Source organism: Prosthecobacter fluviatilis (assembly GCF_042655725.1).
Classification (GTDB): Bacteria; Verrucomicrobiota; Verrucomicrobiia; order Verrucomicrobiales; family Verrucomicrobiaceae; genus Prosthecobacter; species Prosthecobacter fluviatilis.
The window spans coordinates 593,458-608,681 of the sequence record NZ_JBHSMQ010000003.1 but is presented as its reverse complement, the minus strand read 5'-3'; the positions used below and the strand labels follow the sequence as shown (position 1 = coordinate 608,681).

General features: G+C 61.1%; 15 protein-coding genes. 7 read left to right on the top strand and 8 right to left on the bottom strand.

Going from position 1 to position 15,224, the window contains the following annotated elements; all coding sequences use genetic code 11:
* Positions 1-187 precede the first annotated feature (187 nt).
* Positions 188-1,183 (top strand): alpha-ketoacid dehydrogenase subunit beta, encoded by a 996-nt coding sequence (locus tag ACFQDI_RS11125; protein WP_377166469.1) that lies wholly within the window; start codon positions 188-190, stop codon positions 1,181-1,183.
* A 54-nt stretch (positions 1,184-1,237) separates the two neighbouring features.
* Complete coding sequence (locus ACFQDI_RS11120) at positions 1,238-2,530, top strand: pyruvate dehydrogenase complex dihydrolipoamide acetyltransferase (protein WP_377166467.1); 1,293 nt, start codon at positions 1,238-1,240, stop codon at positions 2,528-2,530.
* Between the two features lie 232 nt (positions 2,531-2,762).
* On the opposite strand, the gene ACFQDI_RS11115 is transcribed toward ACFQDI_RS11120, so the two are convergent.
* Together ACFQDI_RS11115 and ACFQDI_RS11110 are read right to left on the bottom strand one after the other, a co-directional pair.
* Positions 2,763-3,662, bottom strand: a complete 900-nt coding sequence (locus ACFQDI_RS11115; RefSeq protein ID WP_377166465.1) for an HTTM domain-containing protein — start codon at positions 3,660-3,662, stop codon at positions 2,763-2,765.
* On the bottom strand, positions 3,659-4,231 hold the full coding sequence (locus tag ACFQDI_RS11110; RefSeq protein WP_377166463.1) for a hypothetical protein: 573 nt from the start codon (positions 4,229-4,231) through the stop codon (positions 3,659-3,661). The genes ACFQDI_RS11115 and ACFQDI_RS11110 overlap by 4 nt, the downstream gene beginning before the upstream one ends.
* 107 nt (positions 4,232-4,338) lie before the next feature.
* Here ACFQDI_RS11110 and ACFQDI_RS11105 point away from each other — a divergent pair, with 107 nt between their 5' ends.
* Positions 4,339-4,692, top strand: a complete 354-nt coding sequence (locus ACFQDI_RS11105; RefSeq protein ID WP_377166461.1) for an MmcQ/YjbR family DNA-binding protein — start codon at positions 4,339-4,341, stop codon at positions 4,690-4,692.
* A 108-nt stretch (positions 4,693-4,800) separates the two neighbouring features.
* On the opposite strand, the gene ACFQDI_RS11100 is transcribed toward ACFQDI_RS11105, so the two are convergent.
* The 3 genes from ACFQDI_RS11100 to ACFQDI_RS11090 are packed head-to-tail and all read right to left on the bottom strand — an operon-like array spanning position 4,801 to position 6,781.
* Positions 4,801-5,046 (bottom strand): type II toxin-antitoxin system Phd/YefM family antitoxin, encoded by a 246-nt coding sequence (locus ACFQDI_RS11100; RefSeq protein ID WP_377166459.1) that lies wholly within the window; start codon positions 5,044-5,046, stop codon positions 4,801-4,803.
* A gap of 30 nt (positions 5,047-5,076) precedes the next feature.
* Positions 5,077-5,967: a DUF2971 domain-containing protein gene (locus ACFQDI_RS11095; protein WP_377166457.1), complete on the bottom strand. Its 891-nt coding sequence runs from the start codon at positions 5,965-5,967 to the stop codon at positions 5,077-5,079.
* Between the two features lie 58 nt (positions 5,968-6,025).
* The gene (locus tag ACFQDI_RS11090; protein ID WP_377166455.1) at positions 6,026-6,781 is read right to left on the bottom strand and encodes an exodeoxyribonuclease III; all 756 of its coding nucleotides are present in this window, start codon (positions 6,779-6,781) and stop codon (positions 6,026-6,028) included.
* 501 nt (positions 6,782-7,282) lie between these two features.
* Between ACFQDI_RS11090 and ACFQDI_RS11085 the strand changes: the two genes are divergently transcribed.
* The 4 genes from ACFQDI_RS11085 (at position 7,283) to ACFQDI_RS11070 (ending at position 10,820) form a co-directional block, all read left to right on the top strand.
* Complete coding sequence (locus ACFQDI_RS11085) at positions 7,283-7,918, top strand: class I SAM-dependent methyltransferase (RefSeq protein WP_377166453.1); 636 nt, start codon at positions 7,283-7,285, stop codon at positions 7,916-7,918.
* A gap of 147 nt (positions 7,919-8,065) precedes the next feature.
* A complete protein-coding gene (locus ACFQDI_RS11080; RefSeq protein ID WP_377166451.1) occupies positions 8,066-8,923 on the top strand; it encodes a transporter in 858 nt (285 codons plus the stop codon).
* Between the two features lie 259 nt (positions 8,924-9,182).
* Positions 9,183-10,202: a DUF5077 domain-containing protein gene (locus ACFQDI_RS11075; protein ID WP_377166449.1), complete on the top strand. Its 1,020-nt coding sequence runs from the start codon at positions 9,183-9,185 to the stop codon at positions 10,200-10,202.
* Positions 10,203-10,208: 6 nt separating this feature from the next.
* Complete coding sequence (locus ACFQDI_RS11070) at positions 10,209-10,820, top strand: YdeI/OmpD-associated family protein (RefSeq protein WP_377166447.1); 612 nt, start codon at positions 10,209-10,211, stop codon at positions 10,818-10,820.
* Between the two features lie 145 nt (positions 10,821-10,965).
* On the opposite strand, the gene ACFQDI_RS11065 is transcribed toward ACFQDI_RS11070, so the two are convergent.
* The 3 genes from ACFQDI_RS11065 to ACFQDI_RS11055 all read right to left on the bottom strand — a co-directional run bounded on the left by ACFQDI_RS11065 (position 10,966) and on the right by ACFQDI_RS11055 (position 15,143).
* Positions 10,966-13,218 carry an FAD-dependent oxidoreductase gene (locus tag ACFQDI_RS11065; protein WP_377166445.1) on the bottom strand — a complete coding sequence of 751 codons (2,253 nt, stop codon included), beginning with the start codon at positions 13,216-13,218 and terminating at the stop codon, positions 10,966-10,968.
* Positions 13,219-13,278: 60 nt separating this feature from the next.
* Entirely contained in the window at positions 13,279-14,541 is a 1,263-nt protein-coding gene (tyrS, locus tag ACFQDI_RS11060; RefSeq protein WP_377166443.1) for a tyrosine--tRNA ligase, read from the bottom strand.
* An 89-nt stretch (positions 14,542-14,630) separates the two neighbouring features.
* Complete coding sequence (locus ACFQDI_RS11055) at positions 14,631-15,143, bottom strand: hypothetical protein (protein ID WP_377166441.1); 513 nt, start codon at positions 15,141-15,143, stop codon at positions 14,631-14,633.
* Between the last annotated feature and the right edge of the window lie 81 nt (positions 15,144-15,224).

The following is a 15,224-nucleotide window of genomic DNA, read 5'->3' as shown; positions in this document are numbered from 1 at the left end:
TCATTTGTGAGAAAAGTTAAGATTTATTAATAAAAATCACCTGCAAACAGGCACTTTTTCAGCTTTGAGAGTTCCCGGGCCGAATTTTTCGCTTTTCTCGCCGTTGCCGCTTTGTCCCTTCCTGATGCAGCCGCCCGCTTGACACCGCCCCGCCCCGCCCCGACTTACTGCCCCCTCAAAACCTGCCATGCCCCGCCGAATCACCTACCGCGACGCCGTCCGTGAAGCCCTCGATGAAGAAATCGCCCGCGACCCCATGGTCGTCGTCATGGGTGAGGAAGTCGCCCAGTACAACGGCGCCTACAAAGTCACCCAGGGCCTCTGGGACAAATGGGGCGACAAGCGCCTCGTCGACACCCCCATCAGCGAGGCCGGTTTCATCGGCATGGGCATCGGCGCCAGCATGCTCGGCGTCCGCCCCGTCATGGAGCTCATGTTCTGGAGCTTCTACACCGTCGCCTGGGACCAGATCGTCAACAACGGCGCCATGGTCCGCTACATGAGCGGCGGCAAGATCAATTGCCCCATCGTCATCCGCGGCCCCGCCAATGGCGGCACCAGCGTGGGTGCCACCCACTCCCACACCCCGGAAAACATCATGGCCAACTTCCCCGGCATGAAGTGCGTCTGCCCCAGCAACGCCTACGATGCCAAAGGCCTCATGAAAGCCGCCATCCGCGACAATGACCCCGTCATGTTCATGGAGAGCACCAAGCTCTACGGCGAAGAGTGGGACGTCCCCTCCAACGACGAACTCCCCGGCGGCGAGCTCTTCATCCCCCTCGGCCTCGCCGATGTGAAACGCGAAGGCACCGACATCTCCCTCATCGCCCACGGCAAGGCCGTCATCACCTGCCTCGAAGCCGCCCGCATTCTTGAAGAAGAGCACGGCATCCATGCCGAAGTCGTCGATCTCCGCTCCATCCGCCCCCTCGACGAGGACACCATCCTCGAATCCGTCGCCAAGACCCACCGCGCCATCTACGTCGAGGAAAACAAGCCCTACTGCGGCATCGGCGCCCAGATCGCCTACATGATCCAGGAGCGCATCTTCGATGAGCTCGACGCCCCCGTGCAGCGCGTCTGCAGCCTCGACTCCCCCGCCATCTACAGCCCGCCCCTCGAGGCCATCCAGCTCCCCACCGCCGACGTCGTCGTCGCCAAGGCCCTCGGCATCTGCTGATCCTCCGCTCCCACCCGCCCCCTTTTTCAAAACCCGCTCATCCCGTTTTTCGCCATGCCCAAATTCATCGAAATGCCCAAGCTCAGTGACACCATGACCGAGGGCACCCTCGCCAAGTGGACCGTCAAGGAAGGGGACAAAGTCTCCGTTGGCAAAGCCATCGCCGACATCGAGACCGACAAGGCCACCATGGAGTACGCCAGCCCGTTTGAAGGCGTCCTGCACAAGTTCATCGCCACTCCCGGCGGCAAGGTCCCCCTCGGCGCTCCGCTCGCCGTCATCCTTGAGGAAGACGAAGCCCCCCCGGCGAATCTGGACGAGCTCATCGCCAAGGCCCAGGCCTCTGCTGCGCCCGCCCCTGCGGCCGAGAAAAAGCCCGCCGCCTCCGCTGCCAAGACCGCTGCTCCCGGTGCCCGTCTTCCCCTGGCCCCCCAGCATCGCAGCCGCGCCGCCTCCGCGGGTGCCGCCCTCCGCGTCAAAGCCTCCCCGCTCGCCAAAAAGATCGCCGCTGAGCGTGGCGTGGACCTCAATTCCCTCATCGGCACCGGCCCTGGCGGTCGCGTCGTCCGCGCCGATGTGGAAAACGCCCCCGTCGGCGGAGCCTCCGCAGGCCGCGTCGCCGCCACCCCCGCCATCCGTCCCGTCGTCGGTCCGGAAGACGAGCGCGTGCCCACCAGCAGCATGCGCAACATCATCGCCGAGCGCCTCCTCGCCTCCAAGACGCAGATCCCCCACTTCTACCTGCAGATGGAGATCGACGCCGGCCCCCTCATGGCCTTCCGCGCTCACCTGAACGCCTCCGCCGAAAAGACCAGCGGCAACAAATACACCGTCAACGACTTCATCCTCAAGGCCGTCATCCGCGCCGCCGAGGCCCAGCCCGCCATCAATGCCGCCTGGGATGGCGATGCCATCGTCAAGTTCAAGTCCGTCGGCCTCAGCGTCGCCATCGCCATCGATGACGGCCTCGTCACCCCCGTCATCAAGCAGGCCGAAAAGAAAACCCTGCTCGAGATCAGCCAGAGCGTCAAAGACCTCGCCGGCAAGGCCAAGAACAAGAAGCTCAGCCCCGACGACTTCGCAGGCGGCACCATCACCGTCTCCAATCTCGGCGCTTACGGCATCGACCAGTTCTCCGCCATCATCAATCCGCCCCAGGCCGCCATCATCGCCATCGGCAGCATCCGCTCTGCCCCCGTCGTCAATGACAAGGGCCAGATCGTCGTCGGCCAGCGCATGTGGGTCGGCCTCAGCGGCGACCACCGTGTCGTCGACGGCGCCGTCGCCGCCACCTTCCTCGCCGAGATGCGCAAGCTCCTCGAAAATCCCGCCCTCATGCTGGTGTAGTCATCGCATCAAAGGAACCCATCCCAAACGCGCCTGCGGCCTCAAGCCCAGGCGCGTTTTTGCGCACCAGCAGTCCACAGCTTGAGAATGCTTGCTGACGCAGCGCCACCACATGGGCCTGCTGCCCCAGCGTTTCATGTCCTGTCGTAGGATGGGTGTGGCGACAGCCCGCCCGTCCCACAGCGGATGGCAAACATCACGACGTACCAGCCCACCTGAGGCCTTCCTGTTCCTACCTTCTGCGTCCCAGCTTTCGCTCCAGCCAGTCCATGTCCTCCTTTTGCAGAAAGCTGAGGTACAGCGTCAGCATCGCGAGAAAGAACAGCATCAGGTTGTAGGACATGAGGCTGATCCCCGCGTGCAGCAGGATGCCCGTGGCAAAGCCGTACCACCGCCAGCGGCGCACCATCAGCAGAAACGGGATCGCCAGCTCAACCAGCAGCACCAGATACGTGACCACCTTCAGCAGAAAGCCAAAGTTCAGCACCCACAGGCCCGGCCAGCGCGCATTGTGGGAGAGCAGAAAGAAGCTCATGAAGTCCCCGCCCATCCAGTACTCGTTGTCCAGCCGCGCCAGCACCGCCTGCAGGTAGATCACCGCCAGCTGCACCCGCATCAGCGTCAGGCCATAGCACGGCGCTTCTTTTTCCGGTGCTGCCTGTCTGCGCGCTTTGCGGGACTTCCAGCACCAGCAGTCAGGCAGCGGCGAGATCATCACCAGAAACGCCGTGCAGCGCAGCACCTCATCCCAGCCCACTAGGATCAGCGGCGCACGCATCGCATAGCTCACATACCACACGTACACGATCACCGCCGCCAGCCGGGACCACACGCCAAAAAGCAGCAGCAGCATGGCCGCCCCGCTGAACATCAGGTACGTGCTCACAGACGACACATCACGGCACACGTCAAACACGGACACATAGGCCCCCACCGTGAACTTTCGCACCACCTCCTGGTCCACCATACCGGCATCGGTGAAAAAGATCGCCCTGTCAGGCCAGATCTGCATCAGGTTCAGCAGGGAAACGAATGCAAACGCGATTCGTACACACGCATAGATGCGCGCGTCCACCGGCGTCAGAAACAGGCCGCAGAGGCGGGATTGAAAACTCTCTTTGCCAGCCGTCATGGAGTTGTCTGGGCCGGGGTTGTTTGGGCGGCCAGAGTCCCGATTTCAAAGGGACCCAGCACGGATGGCCGCTCGACCGCGATCTCCTTCAGAGAGCGCACCCCCAGCAGGCTTCGGGTGTAGTACGGCACCACCTCCAGGCTCACCTGCGTTCTGGGTCCGTAACGTCCGGAGCGCAGCAGCGCCTCCGCCGCACTGCGCATGTAGGACTCCCGAAACACACCCCGCGTGGGGTTGAAGATCACATTCACCATCCAGTTGTTCAGCCGCACCTGGTCATGCTGGCGGAATTTTCGCAGTCCTGGCAGCACCATGCCCAGCTCACGCGGCCTTTGCCCCTTCTCCTGCACGATCAGCCGCGCCTCCAGCCGGTTCATGTTCGGGATGGTCTCAAACATGTTCCAGAGCTGGTGGCAGCGCGTCACACGCTCATACCTGTTGAACACCGGAGACACCAGAATCTGGTCCCGCCAGCGGGTGGGCAGCACGCCAAACAGCAGAAACACCAGGTGCACCGAGGCAAAAACCACGATCACTTTTCCACGGCGGGTTGGGGGAATGGCAGGCATGAGCTGTTCCCCCAAGAAAGAACCGTGATGCCCCATTCATCAAACGAATACCGCAGCATTCGCCGAACCGTTTGCAGGGCCCGTCCCGCTTCGCCTATCATCCCCGCATGGAGCTCCCAGACGTCATCGCCCAGTGCCTCAGCCTCCCCGGCGCCGAGGAGACCCAGCCCTTCGGCCCCGAGGCCCTCGTTTACAAGGTCTGCGGCAAGATGTTCGCCGTCACCTCCCCCGACGACTTCCCCGCCAGCATCAACCTCAAGTGCGACCCCCAGCGCGCCATCGAGCTGCGCGACGAGTACATAGGAATCAAACCCGGCTGGCACATGAACAAGAAGCACTGGAACACCGTCATGCTCGACGGCACCGTCCCCCCCTCCCTCATCCGCGATCTGGTCAAACACTCCTACCAGCTCGTGGTGGACGCCCTCCCCAAGAAAGCCCGCGAGTCCCTCAAAAAGTAGTCCAGTTGCGCCGCAACTGGAGCCCTCTGGAGGTACGACAGACACTCATGTCTGTCGGTCAGCGCTCACGCAAAGGCCCATCACTCATCACAATACCGCTGATGGACGCTAACCCACCAGCCCAAGTTCCTGCATGCCAGCTTCATTCAATGCCTCAAAAGATTTGGAGTCCCAACGAACAGGGGCCGAAGTGCGTTCACCAAATCGGGGGCGTGCCAGTGGATGCGATGAAATCACTGGCACAATACGAGCCACTGCCACGGTGCCCTGGCGCAGCAACACCTCTTCGCCCCGTGCTACCTGCTGCAGCAACTGGGAGAAGTGCGTCTCACCGTAGTCGAGAGTGGTTTCCATCAACGATTTTTATTGTCCGATATTTGGGCGTCAAGAAGACAGAGAAGAAAGACCCTCAAAGTCTCTAAGGTATGACGAAGATACTCCACATGCTCTTATTTCATCAGTATTTACTTCATAACGTTTCAAGCTGAAATCATCGTCGGACTCATACACACCGTAAAATTTAATCTGGCGATGATCGTTATCGAAAAGTTTCACCAAAGCAGTTTGGACGGCAGATGAACATCGTAGCCCAAAATAAACTCCGCTAATCGTAAATGGAGAAAAATCCAAGCCTGCTTTCTTGTTGATTGCACGCCACTCCTGCTCGTATTTCCAAGGGTTAGCTTTAGAAAAAAAGAAAGTGTCCCTAATAGCATTTTCAGCTATTACTGAAGCGTTGAATTTCCAATCAATAAGATCGCTGACCTTGATAGCTCTTGGTTTGTTGTAGCTGACGGCGTTGATCTCCACAGGAGTAGGATTTCTTGTGGAATATTCAATGCAGATGCCTTCATGCTGATTTGCGTAGTGACTCCACATCAGGGGGCAATTCCAGCGTTTCGCTAACGCCAAAACTCCAAATTTACTCATCAGGCGCGTGAACCCATCGAGGATTGCTGAGGCGAGAGTCCGATCATAAAATTCCCCCGCTTCAATATTCGTCCGGTAATCACCAAATTCCGAAGATAAATAACGGCATTCTTGCAGACGACGAAGAGCTTCTGTTTTGCCGCTTTCATCGGCTAACATTTTCACAAAAAGTCTTTCCAGTGAAGATCTGTCCACATCCACTTTGATGGTCGGCTTGCAGTCCAGTGGATCGTTGAAACTAACGGGGTTAGCAAAATAAACCTCTTCGCGACTCAGTATATGCAGCGTCTTCGCATTAAAGGAGCAATACTTATACAGTTTTGCAGGGAGTTTTGATTTTTGCATGAGAGGAAGTCGGGATAATTTTAAACCCGTGATTGTCGAAGCTGAAATTTGTCTGCCCTCACCCCACCACCAGCTCCACCGGGCAGTGATCGCTCCCATGCACATCATCACGGATCGTGCATGACTTCAACGCTGGCTTCAGCTTCTCAGACGCCAGCCAGTAGTCCAGACGCCACCCGATGTTTTTCGCCCGCGCATCCGGCGTGCGCTGCGTCCACCACGTGTAGCGGCCCGGGCTCGGGTCAAACTGCCGGAACACATCCAGGAAACCGGCGTCCAGATGCTTCGTAAAGCTCGCGCGCTCCTCATCGCTGAAGCCCGGATTCATCCGGTTGCTCTTCGGATTCGCCAGATCAATCTCCTGGTGCGCGCAGTTCAGATCCCCGCAGGCGATCACCGGCTTCTTCTTCTCCAGTTTCTTCAGGTGCGCACGGTACGCATCGTCCCACGACAGGCGGTAGTCCAGCCGCGCCAGCTCCGCCTGCGAGTTCGGCGTGTACACATTCACCAGATAAAAATCCGGAAACTCCACCGTGATCAGCCGCCCCTCGCGGTCATGCTCATCCACCCCCAGCCCCAGCGTGCTCGTTTGAAACGGCACACGGCTCAGCACCAGCGTGCCCGAGTATCCTTTTTTCACCGCGCTGTTCCACACCGCAGAGTACCCGGCAAACCACCCCAGGTCCACCTGCTCCTGCTGCGCCTTCGTCTCCTGCAGGCAGATCACATCGGCATCGCCGTTGAGCATGTATTCGCGGAGGCCTTTGCCCAGGGAGGCACGAATGCCGTTGACGTTCCAGGAGGTGAGTTTCATGGGGAAAAAAGAGGTGGCAGATAGAAGCCGGAAACCGCGCGCAGGAAAGGAAGGAATCAGACAACGTGACGAAGCTTCACGACCTTCGGCAAGCCGCCAAAAGTAGCCTTGTTCCTGCGGAACAAGGAACGCTCCGCCTAGCCCTGGACACTCAGAGCGTTTAAATAATCACGCAGCCGATCATCCCAACGCGGCAAACACGATTCGCCCTCTCCCCGCCTCTGGCGTACATGACAAAGGAGTGTGGGTTGCCTTCGGGGAACCGTAGCGAAGCGGAGATAGACTGCCGCAGGCAGCCCTAAGGGCGCTAGTAGTGAGCCAAAGGTCGGGGTGTGGTGGCCGATCAATAGCCTTCGCAGACATGACCCAGCCCGCCAAAACACCTCCTCGCTTTCGCCCTGCCAACCCACGGAAACCGCCACACACATCGTACTCTCATGTGTCACCGCGTAGCTGTGACACAAAACTTGATCCTCACACGCTTCACACCTTCACTCCCCCATGAGCTTCGACCTCCTCGCCCCGCACTACCGCTGGCTGGAGGCGCTCTGCGCAGGCGGCCAGTTGCAGCGCTGCCGCACCGCCCTGCTCCCGGTCATCCAGCCTCCACAAAAGGTGCTCATCTACGGCGAGGGAAACGGCCGCTTCCTCACCGGGCTCTGCCGCCGCTTTCCAGCCGCCGAGATCACCGTGGTCGAGGCCAGCTCCGTCATGATCTCCCTCGCCCGCACACGCCTCCGGCGCGCAGGGCTCGCAGCCGCGCGCGTGGACTTCGTGCATGCAGACGCCCTCACCTGGCAGCCCCCTGCGGCCGTACATGACCTCATCGTCACCTGCTTCTTTCTCGACTGCTTCCGCGCAGACCAGCTCCGGTCGCTCGTCCCGCTCATCGCCGCTGCTGCTGCACCGCATGCCCAATGGCTGCATGCCGACTTTCAAATCGCGGCCTCAGGCCTGCGCCGTTTTTGCAGCCGCATCATCATCGCTTTTTTGTACGCCTTCTTTCGTCGCGCCACAAAGCTCGCCGCGCATGAATTGGTGGACGTGTCACCGCATCTCACTGCCGCAGGCTTCTCCAGATTCGAGAGGCGCGAGTTCGTTTGGGGGCTTCTGTTTTGCGAGCGCTGGCAGCGCTGAGAGATTGCGTCTCAGGATCGACGCATAACTTGACCAAAGGATGCCAATCCACGCGGATCATTGCAGATCAGACTGTGCATTATTATACGCATGGACCCTACACCACACTCCCAAAATCGGTGGTTGCTTGCGCTGAGCTTCAGCGTCATGGCAGCCGTGTCACTTTCCACCGCCACCGCCGGCTCGCCCGTCTCAGGAAAAGCCCCCGTGGCAGATGCCTTTGACTGGAAGGAGAACACCATCTCCCCCGTCACAAACCCCATCTATTTTGAAGATCCGGTCATCCGCTCCGAAATCCGCCCCATCTTCATCTACCACAACTTCGACAACCAGTTTGTGACAGGTCGTGGCAGCGCCCGTGTTGGCGCCGTTCAGTTCCGCTACGCCATCACGGACCGCCTCGCCTTCATCGCCACGGAAGACGGCTACATGAACATCAACGGCACCGGCGTGAAGGGGAATGGCTGGCTCGACCTCGCCGCCGGCTTCAAATACGCCCTCATCAATGACGTGCAGAACCAGTTCATCCTCACCCCCGGCTTCACCTTTCAGCTCCCCACCGGAGACAACAAGGTCTTCAATGGCCGTGGCTCGGGTCAGTTCAATCCCTTCATCTCCTTTGCCAAAGGCTTTGGCGACCTGCACTTCACCGGCAACCTCGGCGTGCTCATCCCCATGCTGCGTGCTGAGCAGAACACCATGGCACACTACAGCCTGATGGTGGACTACCGCGTCAGCAATTGGTTCATCCCCTTCGCCACCGCGAACTTCTGGACCACGCTCAACAACGCCTCCAACATCCCGGGCCTCCGCAGCAACGGCTATGACGTCATCAACTTCGGTGCTGGCAATGCCAGCGGCGTCACCCAGGGCATGCTTGGCATCGGCTTCCGTTCCAACATCCAGAAAAATCTCTCCCTTGGTTTTGCGTATGAAATGGCCGTCGTGAAGCCCTACGGCCTCGCCAACACCCGCTTCACCATGGACATGTGCATCCGCTTCTGATCTGTTTCTGTTAGGTTGAGTCAGAGGTTAAGTTGAGTCGCGCACGGGGACGCCCAGTCCCCGTGCGTTTTATTTTCGCCCCTTGCTCACGGCTCGGGCGTTGGAGGATGGCCGTCCCGGCTGTCCACGGGAGACAGCGCCTCCGGCCTGTCCTTCCCGCCCACGACTCCGCTTCGCCCCCTCTCCCCAGCAACAGAATTCCAAGAACCGGTCTAAGTTGCCGTGGCTCCCCTCCGTTGCATCTTATCCCCATACAACCATGACCCGCCACCCTCTTTCCCACGCCGCCGGCGCGCTCGCGCTGCTCCTCGCTCTCAATTCCTGCGGCAAGCAAGAGCAGCCTCCCGCCGCCTCGGCACCCGCCGCAGCGGCCCCGGCACCCGTGGCTGCCAAGCCTGCCGCTCCAGCACCGCCCCCCGCACCTGCCAAACCCGCAGAGCCCGTCTTCTCCGCCACCCCCGTGGATCTGAACGGCTTCGGCAGCGACGACCCCGTTCTCCGCGCCGATGAGCCCAAACGCGGCGTCATTGTCATCAGCCCCCAGGACCTCAAGCACACCACCCAGCAGCACTGGGACCAGTATGACTGCACCAGCTTCAACCCCAAGCGCTGGGGCCGCTACGAAGTCCGCGTCACCTACACCCTCCGCAGCACCACCCTGGGCACCCAGTTCCGCTTCGCCCAGCAGCCGCTCAAAAAGACGCTCACCGCCACCAGCCAGCCCAAGTGCGCCATCTACGGCACGGTCTATGTGGAAAAGCCCATGACCTACCCCTTCTCCATCTTCACTGCCGCCACCGGCAGCGGCGAGCCCGGCTTTGAAGTGCACGAGATCGCCTTCGTCCCCGCCCCTGAAGGCCCCTCACCCGTGCAGGCCGCAGACGGCAGCATCGTCCTCGAAGCCGCCAGCGCCACCACCTGGGCCGAAAACATGCGCTACGAGCCCAAGTCCGAAAAAAACTGCCTCGGTTTCTGGACCAGCGAGGACGACTTCGCCGAATGGGACTTCGAAGTCACCAAGCCCGGCCGCTACAAAGTCACCGTCGTCCATGGCTGTGGCACCGGCAACGAAGGCAGCCAGGTCGCCGTCAAAGTCGGCGCGCAGGAGTTGAAATTCACCGTCAAAGACACCGGCGGCTTCCAGAAATGGGCCGAGGAATCCGTTGGCGAGGTGGACATCAAGGCCCCCGGCAAAATGCGCCTCGTCATCGACCCCGTCTCCAAGGCCAAGAGCGCCGTCCTCGATGTCAGCAAGGTCGTGCTCAAGCCCGTAAGCTGAGACCGCATGGACGTAGCGCGCACCTCCACCCGCGACCCCGAGACCTGGCTCGACCTCGCGCCGGACTTCTCCCAGCGCATGGCCCGGCAGGTGCGCACCTGGATCCAGCACTGGGAGCCCGACCTCGCCGAATCCATCAAGTGGAACATGCTCTGCTTCAGCGGCCGCAAAAACATCTGCGCCCTCAGCGCCTGCCAGAAACACCTCGGCATCACCTTCTTTCGCGGCACCGAGCTCCGGGACATCACAGATCTTTTCGAAGGCGGCGAGGCCAATACCAGCATACTGACCATCCGCGTCACCAGGCTGGAAAAGCTCAACGTGAAGGCCCTCCAGCGCCTCGTGCACGCCGCTGTCGCGCTCGACTCCGACGAATCCGCCAAACCTCCGCCGCCCAAAAAGCGCGCCGAGTGGCCCATGCCGCCCGCACTCGCCAAGGCGCTCAAGCAAAACAAAGCCGCCGCCGCAGGCTTCAATGCCATGAGCATCTCCTGCCAGCGCGAATACAAAGTCTGGATCAGCTCCGCCAAACAGGAGGAAACCCTCCAGCGCCGCCTCGCCGAAACCCTCCGCGCCCTCGCCTCCGGCAAAAAGTGGGCCCAGCGCAAAGAAGCCTGATCCACCGGCCTCTTTTAAACAATCACATAGCCAAACCGGTTCCAAGGGCTTCGCAAATGCGCCAGCATAGTGGTCCGCACAGTCCCTGTGCGGCACCCCGCCATCACACACCACTCTTATCTTCCCAGCTCCGCCTTCCCCCCGCTCACCTCACAAACTCCAGCCTGTCCGGCACCCCGTTGTTGTTGCTGTCAAAGGGCAGGGGATCATCCAGATCCTTCCTCCCGTCTTCATCGTGGTCATGCTCCTTTTGCAGCCACGCATCATCTTCGCACAGCCACTCGCCCTGCTGCTGCAGCGCATGCCAGAGCTGCACCACCGCATCCGCGCGCGTCAGCGCACGCTGCGCCACGTCCTTGCTGAAAAGCCCGCGATCCACCTTCAGCTTCAGCGCCGTGCACCAGCGGTACAGCGTGGCCCAGTCAGCCCGCTCTTCAGGATGAAAACTCCTGTCCGTCGTGGTGATCCCCCACGCGCACACAGACTCGATCGCCGCCCGGTCCGCGTCTTCCTGCCCCACATCGCCAAAGCGCGGCGTTGCAGCCACCTGCCACTCCGGCGCATTCGATCTCGCGCGGACGACCCGTGCCAGCACCCGCGCCAGCTCCCGGCGCGTCATCACATGCTCCGCATCAAACAGCACGCTGCCCGCATCCGCAGGCCACAGGCCACGCACCGCCAGCAGGTTGGCCGCTTCAAAATAGCCCGCCTCCAGCGGCAGATCCTGCCACGGCCAGAGCAGCATTCCTGGCCCGCCCGTGCCACGCACCAGCCTTAGCTGAATCTCCCGCCAGCTTTTCTGCGAGCCCGCCGCCGCTCGCGGCTGCACACCATCCCGCAGGCACAGCCACGCCAGCGTCGCGCTCGCCTGCCCCACATGCATCATCTGCCCGTGCAGCCGCAGCGCGCTCTGCACCACGCTGCTCACACCGATGTTCTTGGAGCACCCCAGCAGCCCGTCCATCTCCACCGGCACCAGACCCCGCAGCGGAAACATCGCACGGTCCGTGTCCGTGTGCCAGCCACGCGAGGGCGTCTGCACAAACTGCCACGCCCCATTGCGGTCATCCCCCAGAAACTTCCGCCGTGTCGGATGGAAGTCGATGTTGAACTGAAACCCAAACACACCATCCGGCACCATCACCTTCGCCCACTTCGGTTCCCGCGTTTCCGCGCGGATGTCCTGCTCCCGCAGCATGTATAGCGCTTCCAGCCGCAGCCCCTCGCGCACATACGGCTTCGGCGGCAGCTGGTCCGCCGTGCCAAACTCCTTGGTCAGCTCCATGTGCCGGAAGCTCTGCGGGAAGTCCCCCACGCGCTCATGCACCGCCGTCTGCAGATGATAAAGCATCCCCAGCGCATGCTGCTTCGCATCATTGAAAATGATCTGCCGTTGCGCCGGCGTCAGATCCACGATGTTCTTCTTCGACGCCCCCGCCTCCGTCTTCTCCAGCGCATCCACCACCCGCTGCGGCAGCTGGCACAGCGGATAGTCCTGCACCGGCCAGTTCAAAAACGTCGCCTCCGTCCCAACTGCCAGCCCGTTGTGCCAGCGGTCCACCAGCCTCCGGTGCGTGTACACACTCCAGCCCGACTGGCTGTAAGGCCCCGTGCTCATGTCGCTGTCCACCCACGGTGGCGTCTTGTCCAGTTGCGCAAACGACCTCGCATCATACGTCCCCGGTTTGGCCACCACGTTGTCCTTGGCCGCCTCCCTCAGCACCACACACCACGACAGCGGGTTCATCTCCTGCCGGCCCGCATCGTCATAGGCCTCAGGCGCGCTGGCCTCCCCAAACCGTGCTTTGAGGTCCGCGCCAGCGCCATATTTCGCCCCGCTCATCTTCACCACATCACCCCAGTCCGAGGAATCCAGCGTCAGCTTCGCCCGAATGTTAAGCGTGCTTGAGGAATTGCGGAAAAAGACACAACCCGCGACTCTTTTCTCCTCCACAATCACCCTCTGCAACTGCCACCCGCGCTCAATCCGTAGCACCCCCGAGTCCACATACGGCTTGAGCAATTCCTCAAAAATCCTCGCCGCCGCTGACGGCTCAATCGTCTCCGTGCCACAAAACGAGTTCCCCGGCGCTGGCATGCCATAAACCTGCGAATTATGCGCCCGGATGCGCTGAATCACCTCGCTGTAGATCCCGCTGCGCGGAAAATTCACCCTTCGTCCGTTCACCGCCGTCCACTCATCCGGACACCCCACCCCCTCCGCGCTGAACTGCCCGCCCAGCCACTCAATGTCATTCACCAGCACAATCTTCCTCACCCCCAGCCTAGCCGCCTGCACCGCCGCCGCACATCCCGACTCATTCCCACCCACGATAAGCAGTTCAGTTTCAATGTCTTCGGAAAACGCGGGCGCGAGAAAGCCTGCGAACAGGAGCATGATGATTCGCCTCATGGAAGTCGTGATGTTGCGTCGTTGCCGACTGGTTTTGCGCTGCTCTTACATTCCCGCTCTTACCGTCGCATAGCTCTTCTTACCTTTGCGCAGGATGCAGAGCTTGCCGTCGAGAAAGTGCTCGGCGGTGAGCACGGGGACTTCACCAGCAGGCACCTGTACATTGTTGATATAGAAGCCGCCGCCCTTCATGAGGCGTCCGGCATCACCCTTCGAAGTGGCGAGACCGAGGGTGACCAGCAGATCGGCAATTCCTGGGATAGCCGCAAGATCCACCGTGGTGCTCGGGGCGGAGGCGGTGGCCTCGATGAGCGTATCCACGTCAGCAGAGGCCAGATCGGCTCCGCCAAAAAGAGCCTGCGAAGCCAGGATGACCTTCTGCAGCTCTTCCTCGCCATGCACCATGCGGGTCACTTCTGCCGCCAGGCGCTTGTGGCCGCTGCGCTGCCCAGGGTTCGCATTGTGCTCAGCCTCAATGGCTTCGATCTCTTCATGCGAAAGCAGCGTGAACTGCCGCAGGAAGCGCGGCACGTCCGGGTCCTCGGAGTTCACCCAGAACTGGTAGAAGGCATACGGGCTGGTCTTCTTCGGGTCCATCCAGATCGCGCCCGCTTCCGACTTGCCAAACTTCTTGCCCGAACTGGTGGTAATGAGCGGGAAGGTGACCACATGGGTCTGCTGGCCACGCATTTTGCGAACCAAATCAATGCCAGCGGTCATATTGCCCCACTGGTCGCTGCCGCCGATCTGCACGGTGCAGCCGTGGCGCTCATTGAGCACCACGAAGTCGTAGGACTGCAGGATCATGTAGGTGAACTCGGTGTAGGAAATGCCAGTCTCCAGGCGGGAGCTGACGGAGTCCTTCGCCAGCATCCAGGCGATGGTGAAGTTTTTGCCCACGTCACGAAGCAATTCGATGGCGCTGAGCTTGCAGAGCCAGTCGGCGTTGTTTTCAATGATGGTCTGCTCGGGAACGAGGATGCTGCGGATCTGCACTTCGATGCGCTTCACGAACGCCGCCACGGTTTCGGGGGTGTTGAGCGTGCGCTCGTTGGCCTTGCCGCTGGGGTCGCCGATCAGGCCGGTGCCGCCGCCGACGATGGCGATGGCCTTGTGCCCATGCTCCTGCACGCGACGCAGTGCCATCAGAGGCAGCAGGTTGCCGATGTGGAGGCTGTCTGCCGTGGGGTCAAAGCCGCAATAAAAGGTCTGCTGGGTCTTGAGGGCTTCCTTGAGGGCTTCGAGGTCGCTGCACTGCTTCAGCAGGCCGCGCCATTCGAGATCGGCGATCAGGTCGGTCGTGGGCATGAGATAAAAGGATGAAAGTGGAGACGGCCGTTGGATATGACGAGGGGGGTGTGCTTCGTCATTTGCCGTTTGGTGGTGACGTTCCGCCTTTAGGGCGTGGTGCCGGGTTCGGCGCGCAGGAGCTGGCTGCCGTTGAATCTTTCGTTGGGCTTGAAAAGCCAGCCGGGGCTTTCGTTGCGGACTTCCCAGCGGCGCAGTTCAAATTCAGGCAGCACCAGGTTGCTGTTAGGGTCAAACACCTTCCGGCCGGTGAAGCGGCCATAGAGGGTGTACTCGGTGTTGTGGTCATCACCGTAGGCGTAGCCGCCGTCCGTCGGCGCCTCAGGCAGGCGGTAGGGAATCTTCTGGTAGCGCTCGTTCATGATCACGAGCTTGGAGCTCTCCCAGCCCTGTCCCGGGCTGCGCACATAGCCCCAGAGGTGGGTGTGATTGATGTAGAAACGACGGCCGATGAAGTAATCACCGCGCGGCTCCATGGCGATCTGGCGGCGGCGTGCCTCCACGGCCGCAGACTGCTGCTGGGTGAGGCCGGAGGTCTCGCAACCGGTCATGATGAGGCTGAGAGCGCAGAGCAGGATGGAGAAAAGGGCACGGCTAGGCATGGCAGCCTGCATTGTGAATGCGTGCCGGGGCCGTCGCAATGGGAAAGGCGTAACTTGATGAAAGTCCGCCCGCGTCGTCTT